At 62.2% G+C, this 21,533-nt stretch carries 18 protein-coding genes; 9 read left to right on the top strand and 9 right to left on the bottom strand.

The window, feature by feature from the left end; all coding sequences use genetic code 11:
* Positions 1–84: 84 nt before the first annotated feature.
* The 4 genes from AB6O04_RS07385 (at position 85) to AB6O04_RS07370 (ending at position 4,958) form a co-directional block, all read left to right on the top strand.
* Positions 85–2,631, top strand: coding sequence for a DNA topoisomerase I (locus AB6O04_RS07385; protein WP_368563196.1), 2,547 nt, complete (start codon positions 85–87; stop codon positions 2,629–2,631).
* 278 nt (positions 2,632–2,909) lie between these two features.
* The gene (locus AB6O04_RS07380) at positions 2,910–3,473 is read left to right on the top strand and encodes a Sua5/YciO/YrdC/YwlC family protein (protein WP_368563195.1); all 564 of its coding nucleotides are present in this window, start codon (positions 2,910–2,912) and stop codon (positions 3,471–3,473) included.
* A 98-nt stretch (positions 3,474–3,571) separates the two neighbouring features.
* A complete protein-coding gene (locus AB6O04_RS07375) occupies positions 3,572–4,303 on the top strand; it encodes a DUF4124 domain-containing protein (RefSeq protein WP_368563194.1) in 732 nt (243 codons plus the stop codon).
* 4 nt (positions 4,304–4,307) lie between these two features.
* Positions 4,308–4,958, top strand: coding sequence for a DUF4124 domain-containing protein (locus tag AB6O04_RS07370; RefSeq protein WP_368563193.1), 651 nt, complete (start codon positions 4,308–4,310; stop codon positions 4,956–4,958).
* A gap of 425 nt (positions 4,959–5,383) precedes the next feature.
* Here the strand turns inward: AB6O04_RS07370 and AB6O04_RS07365 are convergent, their stop codons facing one another.
* Positions 5,384–5,821 (bottom strand): rhodanese-like domain-containing protein, encoded by a 438-nt coding sequence (locus AB6O04_RS07365; protein WP_368563192.1) that lies wholly within the window; start codon positions 5,819–5,821, stop codon positions 5,384–5,386.
* Between the two features lie 94 nt (positions 5,822–5,915).
* Between AB6O04_RS07365 and ftrA the strand changes: the two genes are divergently transcribed.
* Entirely contained in the window at positions 5,916–6,923 is a 1,008-nt protein-coding gene (gene ftrA, locus AB6O04_RS07360; protein WP_368563191.1) for a transcriptional regulator FtrA, read from the top strand.
* On the opposite strand, the gene AB6O04_RS07355 is transcribed toward ftrA, so the two are convergent.
* Entirely contained in the window at positions 6,911–7,687 is a 777-nt protein-coding gene (locus AB6O04_RS07355) for an SDR family oxidoreductase (RefSeq protein ID WP_368563190.1), read from the bottom strand. The two genes, ftrA and AB6O04_RS07355, sit on opposite strands and share 13 nt — an antisense overlap.
* Positions 7,688–7,752: 65 nt before the next feature.
* On the opposite strand from AB6O04_RS07355, the gene AB6O04_RS07350 reads away from it, so the two are divergent.
* On the top strand, positions 7,753–7,965 hold the full coding sequence (locus AB6O04_RS07350) for a hypothetical protein (protein WP_368563420.1): 213 nt from the start codon (positions 7,753–7,755) through the stop codon (positions 7,963–7,965).
* Positions 7,966–8,267: 302 nt separating this feature from the next.
* Here the strand turns inward: AB6O04_RS07350 and sppA are convergent, their stop codons facing one another.
* Positions 8,268–10,166 carry a signal peptide peptidase SppA gene (gene sppA, locus AB6O04_RS07345; protein WP_368563189.1) on the bottom strand — a complete coding sequence of 633 codons (1,899 nt, stop codon included), beginning with the start codon at positions 10,164–10,166 and terminating at the stop codon, positions 8,268–8,270.
* Between the two features lie 85 nt (positions 10,167–10,251).
* Positions 10,252–11,634: an MATE family efflux transporter gene (locus AB6O04_RS07340; RefSeq protein WP_368563188.1), complete on the bottom strand. Its 1,383-nt coding sequence runs from the start codon at positions 11,632–11,634 to the stop codon at positions 10,252–10,254.
* A 103-nt stretch (positions 11,635–11,737) separates the two neighbouring features.
* Between AB6O04_RS07340 and AB6O04_RS07335 the strand changes: the two genes are divergently transcribed.
* Positions 11,738–12,949: a DUF3667 domain-containing protein gene (locus AB6O04_RS07335; RefSeq protein WP_368563187.1), complete on the top strand. Its 1,212-nt coding sequence runs from the start codon at positions 11,738–11,740 to the stop codon at positions 12,947–12,949.
* Between the two features lie 107 nt (positions 12,950–13,056).
* Here AB6O04_RS07335 and AB6O04_RS07330 read toward each other — a convergent pair whose 3' ends face one another.
* Both AB6O04_RS07330 and AB6O04_RS07325 read right to left on the bottom strand, forming a co-directional pair.
* The gene (locus AB6O04_RS07330; protein ID WP_368563186.1) at positions 13,057–13,662 is read right to left on the bottom strand and encodes a DUF3106 domain-containing protein; all 606 of its coding nucleotides are present in this window, start codon (positions 13,660–13,662) and stop codon (positions 13,057–13,059) included.
* Positions 13,649–14,617: a hypothetical protein gene (locus AB6O04_RS07325; protein ID WP_368563185.1), complete on the bottom strand. Its 969-nt coding sequence runs from the start codon at positions 14,615–14,617 to the stop codon at positions 13,649–13,651. Before AB6O04_RS07325 ends, AB6O04_RS07330 begins: the two co-directional genes overlap by 14 nt.
* Before the next feature lie 459 nt (positions 14,618–15,076).
* Between AB6O04_RS07325 and AB6O04_RS07320 the strand changes: the two genes are divergently transcribed.
* The gene (locus tag AB6O04_RS07320) at positions 15,077–17,257 is read left to right on the top strand and encodes a primosomal protein N' (protein WP_368563183.1); all 2,181 of its coding nucleotides are present in this window, start codon (positions 15,077–15,079) and stop codon (positions 17,255–17,257) included.
* A 6-nt stretch (positions 17,258–17,263) separates the two neighbouring features.
* On the top strand, positions 17,264–18,565 hold the full coding sequence (locus AB6O04_RS07315) for an NAD(P)/FAD-dependent oxidoreductase (RefSeq protein ID WP_368563181.1): 1,302 nt from the start codon (positions 17,264–17,266) through the stop codon (positions 18,563–18,565).
* Here AB6O04_RS07315 and AB6O04_RS07310 read toward each other — a convergent pair.
* The 3 genes from AB6O04_RS07310 to AB6O04_RS07300 form a co-directional block, all read right to left on the bottom strand.
* The gene (locus AB6O04_RS07310; RefSeq protein WP_368563180.1) at positions 18,538–19,005 is read right to left on the bottom strand and encodes a DUF1203 domain-containing protein; all 468 of its coding nucleotides are present in this window, start codon (positions 19,003–19,005) and stop codon (positions 18,538–18,540) included. The genes AB6O04_RS07315 and AB6O04_RS07310 overlap by 28 nt on opposite strands.
* A 140-nt stretch (positions 19,006–19,145) precedes the next feature.
* Complete coding sequence (gene rpoH / locus AB6O04_RS07305; protein WP_368563179.1) at positions 19,146–20,024, bottom strand: RNA polymerase sigma factor RpoH; 879 nt, start codon at positions 20,022–20,024, stop codon at positions 19,146–19,148.
* 115 nt (positions 20,025–20,139) lie between these two features.
* Positions 20,140–21,363, bottom strand: coding sequence for a dipeptidase (locus AB6O04_RS07300; RefSeq protein ID WP_368563419.1), 1,224 nt, complete (start codon positions 21,361–21,363; stop codon positions 20,140–20,142).
* Positions 21,364–21,533 lie beyond the last annotated feature (170 nt).

Genomic DNA, 21,533 nt, shown 5'->3' with positions numbered 1-21,533 from the left:
CCGGGCGTCGGCTTCTCTGCCACCCCGATTTGAGCCACCCTAGCCGGCCGCTGAATGGCCGAAACCTGAGTCCAAGCCCCACCCATGTCCAAACACCTGCTTATCGTCGAATCGCCGGCCAAGGCCAAGACGATCAACAAATATCTCGGCAAGGACTTCCATGTCCTGGCGTCCTACGGTCACGTCCGTGACCTGGTGCCGAAGGAAGGTGCGGTGGATCCGGACCAGGGCTTCGCGATGTCCTATGCGCTGATCGAAAAGAACGAGAAGCACGTGGATGCCATCGCCAAAGCAGCGAAGGTGGCCGAAGACATCTATCTGGCGACCGACCCGGACCGCGAGGGAGAAGCGATCAGCTGGCATATCGCCGAGATCCTGAAAGAGCGCGGCCTGCTGAAGGGCAAACCGCTGCACCGGGTGGTGTTCACCGAAATCACGCCGCGCGCGATCAAGGAGGCCATGAGCCATCCACGGCAGATCGCCGGCGATCTGGTCGATGCGCAGCAGGCCCGTCGCGCGCTGGATTATCTGGTCGGCTTCAATTTGTCGCCGGTGCTGTGGCGCAAGGTGCAGCGCGGCCTGTCCGCCGGCCGTGTGCAGTCGCCAGCGCTGCGCATGATCGTGGAGCGCGAGGAAGAGATCGAAGCCTTCATCGCGCGCGAATACTGGAGCATCGAAGCCGAGTGCGCGCATCCGCGCCAGGCGTTCACCGCCAAGCTCACCAAGCTGGACGGACAGAAGTTCGAACAATTTACCGTCACCGACGGCGACACCGCTGAAGCCGCACGCATGCGCATCCAGCAGGCGGCGCAAGGCGCGCTGCACGTCACCGACGTCGTCAGTAAGGAGCGCAAGCGCCGTCCGTCGCCGCCGTTCACTACTTCTACCCTGCAGCAGGAAGCCTCGCGCAAGCTGGGCTTCACCACGCGCAAGACCATGCAGGTGGCACAGAAGCTGTACGAAGGCATGACGATCGGGGATGAGGGCACGGTCGGCCTGATCAGCTATATGCGTACCGACTCGGTCAGCCTGTCCGCCGAAGCACTGTCCGAAATCCGTGACGTGATCGCACGCGACTTCGGCACGCAAGCCCTGCCGGACAAGCCCAACGTATACGTGACCAAGTCCAAGAATGCGCAGGAAGCGCACGAAGCCGTGCGACCGACCAGCGCGCTGCGCACGCCTGCGCAGGTGGCTCGCTACCTGACCGACGACGAGCGCAAGCTGTACGAATTGATCTGGAAGCGCGCCGTCGCCTGCCAGATGGTTCCCGCCACATTGAATACCGTCAGTGTCGATCTCGCCGCCGGCAGCGCGCACAGCTTCCGCGCCAGCGGCACCACCGTGATCGATCCCGGATTTCTGGCCGTGTACGAGGAAGGCAAGGACACCAAGGCGGCTGAAGACGAAGACGAGGGCCGCAAGCTGCCGCCCATGCAGCCTGGCGACCGTATCCCGCTGGACCGCATCCACGCCGATCAGCATTTCACCCAGCCGCCGCCGCGCTTCACCGAAGCGGCGCTGGTGAAGGCGCTGGAGGAATACGGTATCGGCCGCCCCTCCACCTACGCCTCGATCATCCAGACGCTGCTGTTCCGCAAGTACACCGAGATGGAAGGCCGCGCATTCAAACCTACCGATGTGGGCCGCGCGGTATCCAATTTCCTCAGCGGCCACTTCACCCAGTACGTCGACTACGACTTCACCGCCAAGCTCGAGGACGAGCTGGACGCGGTCTCGCGCGGCGAAGAAGAGTGGGTGCCGTTGATGGAGAGGTTCTGGGGCCCATTCAAGCAACTGGTGGAAGAAAAGAAGGAATCGGTGGACCGTAGCGAAGCCACCGGCGCGCGCGAACTGGGTACCGACCCCAAGACCGGCAAGCCGGTCAGCGTGCGACTGGGTCGTTTCGGGCCCTATGCGGCCATCGGCAGCACCGCTGAGGACGAAGAGGAAAAGCCCAAGTTCGCCTCGCTGCGTCCTGGCCAGAGCATGCATACCATCACGCTCGACGACGCGCTGGAACTGTTCCTGATGCCGCGCAAGCTCGGTGAGGACAAGGGCGAGGAAGTCAGCGTCGGCATCGGCCGTTTCGGCCCATTCGCCAAGCGCGGCAGCGTCTACGCCTCGCTCAAGAAGGAAGACGACCCCTACACCATCGACCTGACGCGCGCGGTGTTCCTGATCGAAGAGAAAGAAGAAATCGCGCGCAACCGCATCATCAAGGAATTCCCCGGCAGCGATATCCAGGTATTGAACGGCCGCTTCGGTCCGTATATCAGCGACGGCAAGCTCAACGGCAAGATCCCGAAGGATCGCGAGCCGGCCTCGCTCACCTTGGAAGAAGTGCAGAAGCTGCTGGAAGAAACCGGCAAGCCGGCACGTCGCGGGTTTGGCGCCAAGAAAACCGCTGCCAAGGCCGTGAAGAAAACTGCGGCGAAGAAAGAACCCGCCGCGAAGAAGGCGCCTGTCGCCAAGAAGGCCACGAAGAAATCGGCTGCCAAGAAAGCTCCGGCGAAGAAGGCTTCCTTCATTGCTGCGCCAGAGCCCGCCAAATCTTTGCTGACGCCGGCCAAGGTTGAGCCGGGCAAGAAGCGAGTAGCCAAGAAGACTAGCGGCGACGCACCGTTCTGACGACCAGCCAAGGTAGAGCGGAGTTGCACCCTGCGATAGCGAATGGCCGTTTTTCGTAGAGCGGAGCGCGCCTCGCGACCTTTTCGTGGCACTGGCAATGAGGCCGTCGCAACGGCAGGTGATAGCGACTAGCTGCGTTTCGTAGAGCGGAACTTGCTCCGCTGCTTTTAGCTTCTATGCACACGGATCGAAAAGCAGCCGAGCAAGCTCGGCTCTACATAAAACATCAACCTCCCATCCTCACTGCAACAACACTGACGATGGCAGAATGCGCCTCCATGGTCACACCGCTTTCCATCGAAGACGCCACCGATCGGCTACAACACGGCGGCGTCGTCGCCTACCCCACTGAAGCTGTTTGGGGGTTGGGCTGCGATCCCTTCAACGAACGCGCGGTGCATCGGCTGCTCGCCATCAAGCAGCGGCCGATGGAGAAAGGCCTGATCCTGATTGCCGCCGAACTGGATCAATTGCGTCCCTGCCTGGATCTGGCCGCGTTACCCGCAGAACAGCTGGGGGAAGTACTGGCCAGCTGGCCAGGCCCCCATACTTGGGTGATGCCGGCCGGTGAACGGGCGCCCGCATGGATTACCGGTGCACATACCAGCCTGGCCGTGCGCATCAGTGCGCATCCCACGGTGGTGTCGCTATGTCGCGCCTTCGGTGGCCCCTTGGTCTCCACCAGCGCCAATCTCAGTGGCCAGCCGGCGCCGCTCCAACGCTCGGGGTTGGACCCTGTCCTGCTGGCGCGACTGGACGGCGTGACCGAAGGCGAAACAGGCGGCCTATTGCGTGCCACGCCTATACGGGACGCACGCAGCGGACAGCAACTGCGCGACTGACTGCCGCCGCGGCCCACGCTAGCGACTGCCGCTGGCGGCGCAATATGCGAACAGCCCAGCCGCTTCCCCCGCGCGGCTGCGGCGCGCATCATGCGCACATGTGGTTTCGTCTCTCCTTCGCCTTGATTGCCGCCTGTGCCGCGTACAGCGCCGGGGCGGCCTTGGCACAAGACGTGACGATCTATCGCTGCGTAGGCGCGGACGGCCGATTGACGCTGCGCGATTCGCCTTGCGAAAAGGGCGAAACCCAGCAGACCCGGACCATGCAGCGGCCGAAGGATCCGCCACCGCGCGCGGAGCTGCCGACGCCCGCAGCCACGTCGGTTTCGACGCCGCGAGAACCGCCGACCCGCGTCGTGTACGCCACACCGCCACGACCGATGTACGAGTGCATCACCCCGGAAGGAGAGCGCTACACCAGCGACAGCGACGAGGGTAATCCGCGCTGGCAGCCGTTCTGGACACCCGTTTATCCCGCTTATCCGGTTTGGCCGCATGGCGGCGGAGCCAGCGTGTCGGGCAACCTGTCGATCGGCAATGGCAACCTGTCCTTCAGCAGCGGCAGTCCCACACCGCTGCCTCCGCGCCCACCTCACCCGGGGCATCCCGGCCCTCGTCCTCCCGGCCAAGGCGTCGTTCTGCCTGCTGGCGGTACCTGGATACGCGACCGCTGCCATCCCCTGCCGCAACAGGAAGTGTGCGCACGCCTGTCGGATCGGCGCTATGAGATCCTCCGCCGCTACGGCAGCGCCATGCCGAGCGAACGGCGCGAGTTGGACTTGGAACAACGCGGCATCGATGCCCGCATCGCCAACGATTGCGTAGACTAACCAGATGCGTAACCGCCTCCTGTTGTTGCTTTCCCTTCTGCTTGCACCTGGTGCGGTATCCGCCGAAGAAGTGGTGATCTACCGCTGTACCGACGCCGCGGGTGCGTTGACAGTGCAGAACATGCCTTGTCCAAAGGGGCAGAAGCAGGAAAAGAAAGCGATGCAAGGCATCACCACCGTGCCGATGGCACCCGCGACGACGCGTACTTTGATGCCTGCTCCACCTGCGCCCTCTCCCGCGCCGACACCCGCTGCGACACTTGCCGCGCCGATGTCCGCTGAGCCCACGGCGGACGCGTCAACCAAAATCGACGACGCAAAACGGCTGCCGCCACCCGTTCTGTTTCAGTGCACCACCCACGACAACGACAGTTACCTCACCGAAGACTCCGTGGCCCAGTCGCGTTGCAAGACGCTGAGAACGGTTGGCTTGGACGGCAACCCGCAAACCGGTGCTGGTCAAGCCTGCGAAGTGGTCCAAGACCGCTGCGCTCGCGTTCCCGATGGAGCGCTATGCGACGCATGGAAAAAACGCCGCGACGAAACCGAAGTGGCATGGCGTTTTGCGCGGCCGGAAAACATCGACAAGAACAAGGCCGACTTCGATCGCGTTGCCCGGATCGTCAACGAAACCTGCAGCGCGGGCAGCCGATAATAGATTCTGCTTTTCAGCCGTTGTGGGTTTGTCGTAGAGCGGAGCTTGCTCCGCTGCTCTTGGTTCTATGCCCATAGATCTATGAACAGCCGAGCTCCCCAAGGATACAAAAAAACTCTCACGAGGCGCGGGTGAGTTCCTTGCGGGAGTGATGCGGACATGCCGACGCCGAACGTAGCGACCGGAAACATCAACGTCGCGACTCACGTCGCTCCCACAAGGATGCTGCGCCGATACTCGCCATGACGGATTCACATAGACATAGGATCTCCGCTCTACATCGTTTTTGTGCATGCGGGTCAGGCTGGTTTCTTCGGCGCAATAGCTCTGGTAGAGCGGAGCTTGCTCCGCTGCTGTTTGTGTGACGGCTACGGAGACAATCAGCCGAGCAAGCTCGGCTCTACGTGGAAATCGCGGACCGGTGCTTAGGCCGACTGCGAGGCAATCTCAGCAACACCATAAGCCGCTAGTCCGCGTTCCAGCTCGAAGCCCTCATCCTGCCAGCCGGTGATGCCACCGATCATCAGCTTCACCGGCCTTCCCAACCGCGCCAAGCGTATCGCGGCCCGGTGTGCGCCGTTGCAGTGCGGCCCCGCGCAATAGACAACGAAAACCGTATCGGCGGAATATGCCGACAGTTTCGAAGCGACGATCTTCGCGTGCGGCAAACTGATTGCGCCCGGTACATGGCTCAGTGCATACAGCTCGTGGCTACGCGCGTCCAGCAGCACGAAATCCTGCTGACCGCGTGCGATCGCATCGTGTACGTCCCAGCAGTCGGTTTCGACGCGCAGCGATGACTCGAAGTGATGCAGCGCTGCCTCGTGATCGGCGGCGGGAATAGTGGTGACATGCGATGGCATAACGTCGTCGTTCCGTAGTGGAGTGCGGACATTGTTCGTTCTTGTCGTTGATCACGACAGTGGCAGAAACGACATATTCCGGTAACATCCCGCCATGCCTTCTCCACTGGTCGCAATCCTCGCCTACGACCGTCTGTGCACGTTCGAGTTCGGCTGCGCGGTGGAGCTGTTCGCGCTCGAACGACCCGAACTGGACGTGCCGTGGTACCGCCATGCAGTCTGCGCGGCGGAGCCGGGGCCGCTGCGCGCAGCCGGCGGTGTCCGTATCCAGGCGCCCTATGGGTTGGGTAAATTGCAGCAGGCGGACATCATTGTCGTTCCGGGCTGGCGCAGCCCGGACGAACGACCGCCGGAGAAGCTACTAGCCGCGCTTCGCCGCGCTCATGCACGCGGTGCGCGTCTATGTTCCATTTGTTCAGGCGTTTTCGTGCTGGCGCATGCCGGTTTGCTGGAAGGAAAGCGCGCAGCAACGCACTGGCGATATGCATCCCAGTTGGCGCAGCAGTTCCCTGGAATTACAGTCGATGCATCATCGCTGTATGTGGACGAAGGGCAGATCATCACTTCGGCCGGTTCCGCGGCGGGGTTGGACATGCTGCTGCACCTGGTACGCCGCGACTATGGTGCACGCGTCGCCAATCGCGTCGCGCAGCGGCTGGTGATGTCGCCGCATCGCGAAGGCGGCCAAGCGCAGTTCGTACCCAGGCCGATGCCCTCCGCCGACAACAGTCCCATCGCAAGTCTGATGGACTGGATCCGCGCGAACCCGCGCGTCGATCATTCCGCGCGATCGCTGGCGGAGCACGCCCGCATCAGCGAACGCACGCTGCATCGCAAGTTCAAGGAATGCACGGGTTTGACGCATAACGGATGGGTCATCCGCGAGCGCGTCGCCATTGCCAAGGAGCTGTTGGAAACACGGCACGAATTGGACGTGGAATCGGTCGCCGACCTGGCTGGATTCGGTTCCGCCGAGTCGTTGCGTCGGCACTTCCGACTGCACGGACTGACTTCACCCCTGCACTATCGCAAACAGTTTGGTGCGTTACCCAATATAGCCTCGCCGCCCACGAAGTCGGCACGGCGGCATCAGAATCCGTAGCGCAGAAACCCCCCGTCGACCGCGATGCATTCACCGGTGATGTAGCTGGCCGCGGGCAGGCACAGGAATCCCACCGCGGCGGCGACTTCTTCCGGCTCACCGATACGGCGCATCGGCGTACGGTCGATCACTTCTTCGTAGTAATCCGGGTCCGAGAGCGGACCGGAAGTGCGGCGCGTGCGGATGTACCACGGTGCGACCGCGTTGACGCGCACGCCGTCCTCGGCCCATTCCGCCGCCAGATTGCGCGTCAGCTGATGCATGGCTGCCTTGGCCATGCCGTAGGGCGCGCCGCTGCGCACGGCGACCATGCCGGAAACGCTGCCAACATTCACGATGCTGGATACCGCATGGCGGGTCAGCAGCGGGTGGGCGTAGCGCGACAGCTCGAACGCAGAAAACAGGTTGGTTTCGAAGATGCCGCGCCACTCGTCCTCGGTGTAGTCCACCGCAGCCTTGGTGACGTTGCCGCCAGCGTTGTTGATCAGGATGTTGATGGCTTCGGAATGGTCCTCGACCCAGTCGAGGATCGCGCGACGGTCTTCGTCGTCGGCTACGTTCGCGGCCAGGCTAAGGATGTCCCGGTCCGGAAATTCATCGGCCAGCTCGTCGCAGGCGGTTTCCAGCGCTGCCGGATCGCGCGCCACCAGCAGCACGTCGGCACCAAAGGCCAACAGTTCGCGGACGATCGCCAATCCGATCCCGGCGCTGGCCCCGGTTATCAACGCAGTTTGGCCATCCAGCCGCCAACGGTTCGTCGCCACAACTCTCTCCTTCGTCATTGGGCGTAGCATAACGCCACCCATCATCGAGGGACGCACGCATGAACATGGCACTTCGTTCCGCTCTGTTGGCCGGCATGATTGGTCTATGCGTCGCCTGCCGGCCCGAGCCGCCACCCACCGATGACCCGCCGGAACCGCAGGCCACCGCGGCGGCCACTGAGCTGCGCGACACCATCCAGGCGCCGATCGACAAAGCCAAGGCGGTGGAAGAAGACGTGCAGAAGGCCGCTGACGCGCGTGCGGAAGCGATGCCTTGATGGGGGCCGGGAAACGGGAAAGGCTAAATCGTCTCGTATCGAATTATTCGGGACGGTAACTATCGTCGTCCCTGTGTAGGTCGGAGATGCTCTTCAACAGCCGAATGCTCGACGACTGTATTGCATGAGGAACGCAAGGCGCTGGGCCCCGGCCTGCGCCGGGGTGACGTATCTGCCGCGGCTGAGCCGAAGACTGAATCAGGCGCCCTCTCGCCGATCAACAGCGAGTGGCGAGCATCGAGAGATAAGAAAAATCGTGGCGTACGGCTTCCTTCCGACCGGGAAGGAAGCCGCGTGATGCATCAATAACCGCAGAAGCAATACGCCAGCGCTTTCACCGGCGCACCGTTGCGGTCGTGGACGGCTTCGTCGACAAAGCGCAGATGCGCTTCCATTTCAGGCAGGCTGCGGGCAAGCAGACTGCGGGCAAGATCGGAATCCTTCAGCATGGCGGCACCGATGTGGCTGCCAGCCAATCCGCTCATGAACTGCGAGAACGGCGAAGCTTCTTTTTCGATATAGCGCACGCGGTACTTGTCGGGCTCACCCAGCTTGGCGCGCTTGGCTGCGTCGGTCAGCGCGGCTTCCAAGCCACCCAGCTCGTCGACCAAGCCACGTTCCTTGGCCTGTGCACCACTCCACACACGGCCGCGGGCGACGGCATCGATTTCTTCCACGGACCGCTTGCGTGCATCCGCCACCTTGCCGGTGAAATCGGAGTAGCCCTTGTCGATGATCGACTGGATCACGCGACCCACCGCCGGATCCAGCGGGCGTGTGATGTCGAAGGCACCGGCGAAACGGGTGGTTCCCACGCCGTCGGTACGTACGCCGATCTTTTCCAGCGTGCGCGGCACCGTGGGAATCATGCCGAAGATGCCGATGGAGCCGGTGATGGTGGAGGGATCTGCATAGATCCGATCAGCGTTCATCGAAATCCAGTAACCGCCGGATGCCGCCAGATCGCCCATCGACACCACGACCGGTTTACCTGCGGCCTTGAGCGCGGCTACTTCGCGGCGGATCTGTTCGGAGGCGAATACACCGCCGCCGGGCGAGTCGACGCGCAACACCACCGCCTTCACGTCATCGTCATCGCGCGCTTCGCGCAATAGCGCGGAAGTGGACTCGCCACCGACACGGCCGGCTGGCTGATCGCCGTCGGTGATTTCGCCCTCGGCCACCACCACCGCCACTTGCGGGCGTTGACCCAGCGCCGGGCGCCTGCTATCCAGTTGCAACAGATAGCCGTTCAAATCCACTTCGCGGAATCCGCTGTCGGCATCTTCATCCGCCACGCCGCGCTCGGCCAGCAAGTCTTCCACTTGCTCCTGCGTTTTCAGGCCGTCCACCAGCTTCTGCTGCAAGGCGAACTTGGCCAGGTCACCGCCCGCGGCAGCGATGCCTTCGGGCATCGTGTCGATGCCGGCAGCCAGCTGTGCTGCCGTCACTTTGCGCGCCTTGGCGATGTCATCCAGGAAGCGCTGCCAGACATCACTCATCCAGTACAGATCGGCTTCCTTAGCTTCCTTCGAAGCCGCGTCCAGCACGAATGGTTCGACCGCGGACTTGTATTCGCCCACTTTGAACACGTGCACATCCACGCCCAGCTTTTCCTGCAGACCCTGGCGGTAGTACTGGCGGTAACGTCCCAAGCCTTCCAGGATCAGCGCGCCCATCGGGTCGATATAGACTTCGTTAGCTTGCGCGGCCAACAAGTACTGACCCTGGCTCATGTTCTCGCCGAAGGCGACGATCTGCTTGCCGGACTGGCGGAACTTTGCCAGCGCAGCCGCGACATCGCGCAGCGATGCGTAGCCGCTGGGTTCCAGCTTATCCACTCGCAACAGCACGCGTTCGATCTTCTTGTCCGTGCGCGCCGCTTCCAGTGCGCGCAACAGATCGCGCAGTTGTACTTCATCGCCACTCTTGTCGCCCAGGGCCTTGGCGAGCGCGCGCGTCGCCGGATCGGCGGTGTACTGCTCCACCAAACGGCCTTCCGGCGCGATCACCAGCGTCGTGCGCTCGGTCAGCGGCTTGACTCCACCGCCACTGCCCACTGCCACCACAAAGATGATCAGGAACAGGAACAACAGCCCGAAGAACAGCAAGTTGAGGATCAGCTTGCGGGTGAAATTCATCACGTCCCACAAACCCACGAAAAACGTGGCGATGGGTCCGCGTCGGACAGGTTGGTTCATGGTCTACTCCGTATGGCTGAAGCCACTTTAGCGCGTATGGCCGCAGATTTTCATGCCCCGTTAGTCACCATGCCGTCACGCACCGTCAATGTGACGGGGGCTGTCCGGCAACCTGCACCGACCACCGGCGGCTGCTACGGCGGAAGCGCCAGCTCATCAACACCGCCGCCGCGGTCAACCCCAAGATCAGTCCCAGCCACATGCCTGGCGGACCCCAGCCCAATCCCAGGCCCAAACCAGCGCCCAGCGGCATACCCAGGCCCCAGTACGAAAATGCCGCCAGCCACATGGGAACCCGCGTGTCCTTCAAACCACGTAGCGCGCCGGCGGACAGCACCTGGATGCCATCCGGAAACTGGAAGGCCGCCGCGAACAGCAACAATGTACCCGCCATTCCCGCCACCGCCAGATCCCGCGTGTATAGCGACACCACCGCGTCATGCCCGATCAACAACGCCAACGCCGAGAGCGTTTGCGTGCCCAGCACGATTACGTAGCCGGCGTATGCCGCGAGGCGAATGCCGTGCGGATCCTTCGCACCTACCGCATGCCCCACCCGCACCGTCGTGGCTTCCGCCACGCCCATCGGAATCATGAAACACAACGCCGCGACATTGATGGCGATCTGATGAGCGGCCGCGGGTGTCGCCCCGAGCCGTGCGATCAGCAACGCGGTGACGATGAACAGGCTGCCTTCCATCAGCACCGTGATGCCGATCGGCAGGCCTGTCTTCAGCAGTTGCCCGATCGGCTGCCAATGCGGCGGATCGAAACGGTGAAACAGCTGCAGGTGAGCGAAGCGTTTCGCATTCCACAGATAGATGGCGAATGCACACGCCTGCATCCACATCATGATGGCCGAAGCGACGCCCAGACCTCCCGCACCCATCTCCGGCATTCCGAACTTGCCGAAAGCAAGCACATAACCCAGCGGCGCGAGCACCAGCAAACCGCCGAATCCAAGCAACATCGTGGGCAACGTCCAATGCATGCCTTCGCTCAGATAGCGCATGCAGAAATACAGCGTCAGCGCCGGAACGCCCCAGCGGATACCGTGCAGGAAGGCGGTGGCGCCGGGCACGATTTCCGGCGCTATTCCGAATTTGGCCAACCCATAAGGGACAACGCTCAGGAAGACGAACATCAGTGCGCTCAGCCCTAGCGACAGCCATAGCGCCTGCCGGAACAAAGGTCCGATTTCGTCGCGGCGACCCGCGCCATTCAACTGCGACACCGACGCGGTCAGCGAAATCAGCGTCCCGATAGGCACCATCATCGGCAGCCAAAGCAAAGCCGTACCCACAGTGACCGCGGCAAGCGTCTGCGTGCCGTGGTGACCGGCGATGACGTTGTCGACGAAACCGATCAGGCCGGTGGAGACATGGCCCAGCACAAGCGGCAATGCGAGCGTGGCGGTGGCGCGCACTTCGTGGCCGAACCGCGGGGACGGGGATTTTGAGGACGACATGGGATCCGAAACAGCGCAACTGCGGTCGCGCGGTCGCGCGCTGGCACCGGGTCGCGGCAGAGCGGTATCTTAACCGCTTACGCCAGGGGACCCTTCACCGCTTATGAACCAGATCACCGAACATGCGCACCCAAGCGCATGCGAGAACTGCGGCACACCGCTGCAGGGCGGCTTCTGCCATCTCTGCGGACAAAATGCCCACAATCCGCTGCGCCATGCGGGCCATGCGCTGGAAGAGTTCTTCGAATCGTTCTGGCATTTGGATGGCCGCATCTTCCGGACGTTGCGCGAACTGCTGTCGCCAGGCCGCCTTGCCAATGCCTATCTTGCCGGTCACCGCGTGCGCTATGTCGCGCCATTACGATTGTTCGTGATCCTCAGCGTGCTCACCTTCTTCGTTGCGCAGTACGCGATCCGTATGGACGGCAGCGCTGATCTACCGGCCATTCCCGTGCCGCCCGGGCAGGTGGCTGCGCCTGGCAACAAAGACGCCGGAAGCGTGGATTTCCAGCACCTGAAAACGGCGGAAGAAGTACTCACGCTGCGTGACAAAACGATCGACGGCCTGCTCGCCGCCCGCGCCACGCTTCCCGCGGTGCTTGCGCATCCGCGGCAGCAGATCGAGGAAAATATCCGCGCCACCCAGGCACGTGCCCGGCAGCGCATCGTGGAGTTGCAGCCTGATCATCCCATGCTGCTGAAGCCGGACCCGATACCTGAAGGCCAGCCGCTGCCGGATCCGGATCAAGGGTCGCTATTTTCCATCGGTGGAAAGCACTGGCATCCGACCGATAATCCGGTGCGCGTTACCTGGTTACCCGATCTGGCAAATCGCTGGTTGAACAGAAAACTCGCTCGTGCGCAGGAAAACCTTCCACGCATGCAGAAAGATCCCGAGCTGTTCAAGGAAGCTTTCATCGGCGCGGTGCCTTCGGCGCTGTTCGTGCTGGTGCCGGTGTTTGCGCTGCTGCTGAAGCTGGGCTACCTGGGAAGCGGCCGTTTTTATCTGGAACATCTCGTCGTGGCGCTCTACAGCCATGCTTGGCTTTGCCTGGCGCTGATGAGCGCCTTCGCGTTGAGCGGTCTGAGCGACGCGATCGCGCCATATGCACCTTGGCCCGGCATGGCGGCAGGCTTGGCAGTGTCGCTGATCGTGATGTGGATGCCCCTTTATCTATTGCTGATGCAGAAGCGTGTCTATCAGCAAAGCTGGTGGATCACGCTTCCAAAGTACCTGGTGCTTGGCAGCCTCTATTTCACCATGGTGGTGTTCGCCGGTGCGTTGCTTGTCGTGACCAGTTTCGCCGCCGGATGAGAAGGCTCATTTCTGCTCCGCCCAGCGGCTAAGCATCGGTGCCGAAGATGGAGCGGATTCGCACAACCGCTTCAAGGCAGCCGGCGCATTCTGCAGATGCCAGATGACTACCTATCGCGGCGGGAACGCAGCCAGGTACTGCGTGTCGCCGCCGGAACGGCGAGGAGTTCTTGCCGGAAAGCGGCCCGCTCTTGCGGCGGAATGCGTTGCGCTAACACCGCCAGATCATCGCGCTGTTCGGCGTCCAACTGCCGCAATAGCGAGATTGTGGCATCTCGTTCGGCTTCCGCCACAAAACCGAACAACGGCTGCAAGCGAGGATAGTCCGCACCCAGCACGGGTCCCAACCGCCAACCCCGGCGTTGCATGTCATCCAGGGCATCGAAACGCGAGCGGAGCTCCGCCTGCTGTTCGACGGGCAAAGCATGTATCTCTACGGCTGCGGCGTGCACACGCATCCGTTGGAGTTCATCCAGCTCCCGCCACGCCGCGTAGCGCGCACGTCGGTCCTCGCGCTCCTCGCGCGGCAATGCGTTCCAAACGGTCATCCGCTGCACGAATGCGGCACGCTGTGGAGGCGATAAGGCGTCCAAGCGCCAGCGTCGTTGCCGCAGCGTATCCTGCGCATCGGACGATAGTGCCGGCAGGCCGAAGACGGCCGCGACCAACGACAAAGCGATCGCGAACCGTAGCAACCCACTAGAACTCCGCATCGGTGGACTCCGGATGCGTGTTTCCATCCGCGCTCATGCCGGTGGGGGCATCAGCCAAACCGCCTGCTGCGTACCAGGCATAGAAGTCGGCTTGCTGAGCGATGGCCTCTCCTTCCGGGTCGGACAACAGGTCGAAATCCGGGTGCGACAACTGCGCGAAGGCGGCGTCATAGCGAGCGGCGGGTGGAGATGTAGGCAACGCTTCAATGGCAATGGAAGGCGCATTCAACGTATTGGCTTCCGCACCTGCAGAGGGATCAGCCGGTGCAGGGAGCCAGGTGAACATCTGCGGCCAGAGATAAGTGGCGGCGACGGCGCCCCCACAGATCGCCAGTACCAGTAAGGCCCAACGCCAGCGGCGCGCTCCACGCGGTTGCGGGGGAGCCCAGGACGCAGGGACAGCCGGTGGCGGCCGGACGGAAGTTCCGGCCACGGTGCTTTCACGCAATCTTGCCAGGCGCGCCAACCGATCCGGCGGCAGGTCCCGCAGCTGTTGCTGGGCGGCCTCCGCCAGCCGGCGCCATCCCTCCGGGTCTGGCCGGCCTGCGGAATCTTGCGGACACGCCGAAGTCAGCGCCTGCCGGTAGCGAGCTTGATCCAGGCCAAGCACGACAATGGCATCTTCCTCCGCCAAGCCTGCGACCAACCGCGCCAGTAGCGCGGCGCGTACGGGCGGATCCAGCACGCCCAAACGCTGGAGTGCCAATGGCCAATTCGCCGCCGCGGCATTCTGGCGTAGTCCTGGCGAAGCGATCAGGAGCGTCCAGAAACGGCGTGGCCAGTCAGCCATCGGCGCGCTGGCGGCGTGATTGCGGAATGCCCGCATGGCGGCCAGGAGCGCCACGTCGCCGACCTCGGGATTCCCGGACTGCAGCTGGGCGAACAGAACGGCTCGCCGCTCCACTCCGCGCAGGAAGGCGGACAGCGCCGCAGGCGTCTCGCCGGTCTCGTTCATGGCGAAAATTGACGGTAGATCGTGTTCATTGCCGTCGCATCATAGCTAGCCGCCGTGCTGTTCTGGTGCTTGACAGACCGCCAAAATCTGCTCTCCACGGCAGGGCAAGGCTTTCGGGCAAAACGCGTTGTGCACAGCGGTCATAGATTCGTCACGGAGATACCGGGGCGAAAGCGCGCGGACCATATTTCAGCTTTGTTTCACATCTATGTGATTGATTTAAATAGTAAATCTCTCTTTGGCGTTTTTTTCACCAAGATGGAGAGGAGGCTTGTAGCAGGCTCGTTCCGGCGTGGAGCCAGCCCGCCATACACAGATTTATCCACAGACGATGTGGATAAATCCGAATCCCTTTTCATAACCGGCACTTGCGTGATTTTCGTCAATAAATTGACAGCTTGTCGACGCAACTGAAGTGACGTTCACGGCCGGGCAGCCGGGCCGCTAAACTGGCGGCGAATGCCCTCAGACGACCTGCTCAGAATCGCCCTGCCGTTGCCCTTGCCGCGGGGTTTCGACTATCTGCCACCACCCGGTCATGCCGTTTCTCCTGCGGACGTGGGACGCCGGGTACGGGTGCCATTCGGTTCGCGCGAGCTGACCGGCGTGGTAGCGGAGATAGTCGCGCCCGGCGATCACGACCACGAGCTCCGCCACGTGTTGGCCATTCTCGATGCTGCGCCACTTTTCCACGGCGAGTTGCTGGATTCATTGCAATGGCTGGCGCGCTACACCCATGCGCCGCTGGGAGAGGTTTTCGCTACTGCGCTACCGGCACCGCTGCGACAGGGCGAACCCGTGCCGGAGTCGCATGCCTGGGCATGGCGGTTGACTCACGATGGGGCAGCCAATGCCGATCGCTTACGTCAAGGCCGCCCACGCCGGCTGGCCGAACTGATCCAACCCGGGCCGCTGGGGGAGGACGCTCTGGACCTCCGGATGGAGGACTGGGGTGGTGCCGCTCGCACGCTGCTCAAGCGTGGATACGCCGAACGCATAGCCGTCCCCGCCAGCGTGCCTATACCCCAGCCCCAGGCGGGTCCGACGCTCAACGAAGAGCAGCACACGGCGGTCGAAAGCATCCTGGCAACGGATGGCTTCTTACCGCTGTTGTTGGACGGCGTTACCGGCAGCGGCAAGACCGAGGTCTATCTGCACGCCATTGCCGATTGCCTGCGGCGCGGCCGCCAAGCGCTGGTGCTGGTGCCGGAGATCGGCCTGACTCCGCAGACCTTGGCGCGGTTCCGTGCCCGACTAGGCGTACCGGTGCACGCGCTGCATTCGGGGCTGAACGACAACGAGCGTGCGCGCACCTGGGCTGCCTGCGCACATGGGGAGGCGCGAGTGGTGGTGGGCACGCGGTCGGCGGTGTTCACGCCACTGCCTGAAGCGGGCTTGATCATTGTCGACGAAGAACACGACGGCAGCTACAAACAGCAGGATGGCATCCGTTACCACGCCCGCGACTTCGCACTGGTGCGCGGCAAGGCCTTGGCGGTGCCCGTGGTGCTGGGCAGCGCCACACCGTCGATGGAATCGCTGCACAACGCTCACAGCGGCCGTTACGCACACCTGCGGCTGTCGCACCGCGCCGGCGATGCCAAGCCGCCTTCGGTCAGAGTGCTAGACGTCCGCAAGCGTTCGCAACAAGGTGGTTTGTTGCCCGAGATGGTCCAGGCGATCCGCCGAGCGGTGGACGCCGATGGCCAAGTGCTGGTGTTCAAGAATCGCCGCGGATATGCGCCCGTGTTGCTCTGCCACGATTGCGGCTGGAGCGCGCGGTGCAAGCGCTGCGATTCGCCCATGACCGTGCATGCCGGCGGCAAACGCCTGCAATGCCATCACTGCGGCGCACGCCAGGCAGCGCCTCCGGCCTGCCCCGACTGTGGTGGCCTGGCATTGCAGCCCCAAGGCATCGGCACCGAACGGCTGGAGGAGACCTTGTCGGAGATCTTCGTCGATGTGCCTGTACTGCGCATCGACCGCACCACGACTCAGCGCCGCGACGCGCTGGCCAAGCATCTGGCATCGCTCGGCGATCGGCCCGGCATTTTGGTAGGCACGCAGATCCTGGCCAAAGGTCACGATCTGCCGCACTTGACGCTGGTCGTCGTGGTGGGCGTGGACGAAGGCTTGTTCTCGACGGATTTCCGCGCCGGCGAAAAGCTGGCGCAACAACTGATCCAAGTGGCTGGACGCGCGGGCCGTGCGGAGAAGCGGGGTGAAGTCTGGCTGCAGACGCATCATCCGGATCATCCGCTGCTCAACACGCTGATCAATGGCGGCTACCACGCCTTTGCCGAAGCCGAGCTACAGCAGCGCGAAGCGGCGGGTTTTCCTCCATTCGCCCATCTGGCGCTGCTGCGTGCAGAAGCGCAGCAGAGCGACGCTGCAATGAATTTCCTGCAAGCTGCCAAACAGCGATTGCGCACCCAGGACCCGACACTGGAAATGCATGGGCCGTTGCCGGCGCCGATGCCAAAACGTGCCGGCATGCATCGCATGCAGTTGTTGCTTTCGGCTCCAGACCGGCGTCTGCTGCATCGTCTGCTTGATCACACCATGCCTGCCTTCTACGACCTGCCTGAGGCGCGCAAGACGCGCTGGTCGTTGGACATCGATCCCATCGATCTCTATTGAATCCTTATGACTTCCTCGCACTCATCGGTTCCCCACGTCGTCGTTCTCGGCGGCGGCTTCGCTGGCCTCTGGGCTACTCGCGCATTGGCGAATTCATCGGTACGCATCACGCTCGTCGATCGCCACAACCACCATCTTTTCCAGCCGCTCCTGTATCAGGTAGCGACCGCCGGCTTGTCGGCGCCCGACATCGCCGCACCGTTGCGGCACATCTTGCGCAAGCAGACCAACGTAGAAGTCCGGTTGGCGGAAGTGCGCACGATAGAACCATCGCAAAAGCGGGTTACGCTGGACGATGGCAGTGCGCTGGCCTTCGACTATCTCCTGGTCGCCACAGGGGCCACCCACGCCTACTTCGGCCACGACGAATGGGCACGCCACGCACCAGGCTTGAAGACATTGAACGACGCGCTGCAATTGCGTCGCCACCTGCTGCTGGCATTCGAACGAGCGGAAGCGGAGATGGATCCTGCACGACGTGCCGCTTGGTTGAACTTCGCTATCGTCGGTGGCGGCCCGACTGGCGTGGAACTGGCCGGCACGCTGGCGGAGATTGCGCGGCATACACTGAAGAACGAATTCCGTAACATCGATCCTTCAGAAGCGCGAGTCCGCCTGATCGAAGCCGGGCCTCGGGTATTGGCGTCGTTTCCGGAATCGCTATCGGAGAAAGCGCGCCAGCAGTTATCGAAGCTGGGGGTCGAGGTGTCGACCGGCGTACCGGTCACTGACATCAACGAAGACGGCTACCGCTTGGGTGACGAGCTGATAGCGGCGAAAACCGTTGTATGGGCCGCCGGTGTGGCGGCTTCACCATTAGCCAGATCACTGAAAGTGCCGCTGGATCGCGCGGGCCGTGTGCTGGTGCAGCCGGACCTCAGCGTGCCCGGCCATCCCGATATCTTCGTCGCCGGCGACTTGGCGGCGGTCACCTCGGACGGCAAGCCGGTGCCCGGGGTAGCGCCCGCCGCAAAGCAGATGGGGCGACATGTAGCGGGGACTATCCAAGCACGTCTTGCCGGGACCGCGACAGCGCCATTCCGGTACAAGGACTACGGCAATCTCGCCACCATTGGACGCATGGCGGCGGTGGTGGATTTCGGACGACTGAAATTCTCGGGCGCGCTAGCTTGGTGGTTCTGGCTGGCGGCGCACGTCTTCTTTCTCATCGGTTTCCGTAATCGGATTGCGGTCCTGCTCAACTGGGCATGGGCATATTGGAGTTACCAGCGCGGTGCCCGGATCATCCTGGGTGACCAAGGCAAAACCGGCGAAGACGATCAATCACGATCTACACGGGAGGCATAGCAGCCTGGCCGCGCATTGTGGATGTGCAGGTAGGCGATCTCGTCGCGTTCGAAGAAGCTGGTGATGCTCGCTTCCATATCCGTTCCTTCCACCACCTCAGCCGCGTGCATCCACCCGCTTCGATCATAAGCGCGCACTGAAAGCAGGCGGTGCAGGAAGAATGGCGGAATGCGATCCTGGAAGCTGACGGCAGTGGTCGCTTGTTGTCTGATGAAGATCGGGCCGCTGGCGCGGTAGGGACCATCCACATCATGGTGCTGATGGGGAAGCAGCAGCAAGGTTTCGCCAACACCGGCATCCTGCAACGAAATTCGACACGGAAAGCCGCGATCGCTATCCGCCACGACACGACGCGTGTTCAGTGCGGCAAGCGCGTCGTCTTCCATTGACCAAAGATCTTTGAATGGTTCCGGGGACAAGCCAATTATGCGGTAGGCCATGATGTGCTCCTGGTTTTAAGGTGAGCACATCCTGCTGTTTCCTGGCCCCAGCCGATATCCGAATCTTGCGAACGAAAAACGGCTCCGTTTCCGGAGCCGCTTTAATGTTTTGCCAATTGCCAGTTCTACGCGTGCCAGTTCTACGCGGCGAACAGCGCCTTCATCTTCTTGAGTGCATTGGCCTCGATCTGACGGATACGCTCCGCGGACACGCCATATTCGTCAGCCAGTTCCTGCAGCGTAATTTTGCTCTCGGCATCCAGCCAGCGGCGCTTGATGATGTCGCGCGAACGCTGATCCAGACCGGCGAGGCCTTCACGCAGCAGCTCCAACTGATTGTCGGCGCTGTCGGCACGTTCGTAGGCTTGCGACGGGTCTTCGTCGTGCGCTACCAGATAGCTAGCTGGCGATGGCGGAGTGTGGTCTTCGTCTTCATCCGCGGGAGCGTCAAAGCCGATGTCACGGCCTGACAGACGCGACTCCATCTCGAGCACTTCGCGCTCGGAGACGTTGAGGTCTTTGGCCACCGCGCTGACTTCCGCCGCATTCATCCATCCCAACCGGGTTTTGGACTTGCGCAGATTGAAGAACAGCTTGCGCTGCGCTTTGGTGGTAGCGACTTTGACGATGCGCCAATTCTTGAGGATGAATTCATGCATCTCCGCACGGATCCAGTGCACCGCGAAGCTCACCAGGCGCACACCGATTTCCGGGTCAAAGCGCTTCACCGCCTTCATCAGGCCGATGTTGCCTTCCTGGATCAGGTCGCCCAGCTGCAGGCCGTAGCCGCTATAGCCGCGGGCAACATGCACCACGAATCGTAGATGCGAATGCACCAGTTCGCGCGCGGCATCCAGATCTTCTTTCTCGCGATAACGACGCGCCAGTTCCTGCTCATCATCTACCGTCAGCACCGGTATCTGATGCACGGCACTGATGTAGGCGTCCAGCGAACCGAGCGCACTAGGAATTGGGAGGTTGTTGGCCACCAAGGCGGTGGCGGGGGAGGTCTGGTTCATAGGCACCATATTAGCAGTCGGGAGATTCGACTGCTAACCCGCGAAATAGTTCCCCATCGTCCTGCAGATGGAACAACTATCCATCTTGTTTACCCCAAGTTTATGTTTTTATTAGCTATTTACTTCCTACTCCATTTGTCGGACGTTGGACGGCGCGCAGCACTCTTAGCAAGTTGCCGCCCCAGATGTTGCGGATGTCCTGGTCTGTATACCCGGCCTGCCGTAGTCGTTCCGTGATCTTCGGTAGCGCCGAAACATCCTCAAGACCTGTGACGCCACCACCGCCATCCCAGTCCGCACCGATACCCACGTGTTCCGGGCCTGCGACCTTCAGGATGTGCAGAAGGTGGCGCATGTAGTCGTCCAAGGTGGCTCGTGGAACGGGATATTGGCGGTCTATTGCTTGCCGTTCCTGCAAATAGGACTGGATTTGCTCCGGGCTCAAACGGCTCTCGGACCCGTACTTCTCGGACAAGGCAGACAGCGCCCGCTCGCGTGCGGGGATACTAGGTACGTCAATTAAGTAGCCGCCGTAGGCATTGACGTGGATCACCCCTCCCTTGGCCGCCAACTTGCGGATCCGGACATCGTCGATGTTGCGGGGATGGTCGTATATGGCGTCGGCACTGGTGTGCGATAAGACGATAGGAGCCTGAGAAAGTTCCAGCACCTGGTCGAACACATTGTCGCTGGCATGGGAAGCATCCAACACGATGCCCAGCCGGTTCGCTTCTTTCACCAGTTCACGTCCCTTCGGACTCAAACCATCCCACTCCGCGCCTTTCGCGTCGGTGGATGAGTCACCGAAGTCGTTGTTCAGCACATGGCTAATGCCCAGCATCCGCAGTCCGAGGCGATGGTACGCACTCAGCAATGTGGGATCGGACGCCAATGGCGACGCATTCTCCATGCTGATAAACACTACGCGCTTGCCTTCGGCTGCAATCCGCTCCGCATCGTCGGCGGTCAATGCGAGTTGGAAGTCGGCGGCATTGGCCGCCAGCATTTTGTGGATGACGACCAGTCGTTCCAACGCATGGTCCCGCGCTTCGCGATTGCCGGCAGGATCGCGGGGCCCTTGCCCGGTGTAGATCACCCAGAAGCCGCCATCCAGACCACCCGCTTTCATGCGGGGCAGATCGACCTGAGCGAGGTCCGCGTCGTGTGCATGGCTGTCGGCGATACGCCAACCGGGCCGGGAGAAATTGGCCGGCGTGTCGAGATGCGTGTCCAGAACCAGTATCTCGTCGTGCAGTTGCCTGGCGCTGGCGCTTGCCGAGATTTTTTCCTCCGCATTTGCGGCCGGAACCGCAGCAAGAGCGAACATCAAACACATCATCAACAGCTGCGGCTTCATTGCAGTAATCCCCAATACTGGCCAGTGCTCGATTGTTCGCCAAACCAAGGCAATAAAAAACCCCCCATCTCTTACGAGATGGAGGGTTTGGGGTAAAGCCCCTGGCGATGACCTACTCTTGCATGGCTTAAGCCACACTACCATCGGCGCGG

Origin of the sequence: Pseudoxanthomonas sp. UTMC 1351, from assembly GCF_040948865.1 — a bacterium.
GTDB lineage: Bacteria > Pseudomonadota > Gammaproteobacteria > Xanthomonadales > Xanthomonadaceae > Pseudoxanthomonas_A.
The sequence above is the reverse complement of the archived record's forward strand: the minus strand, read 5'-3'. Positions and strand labels throughout refer to the sequence as shown.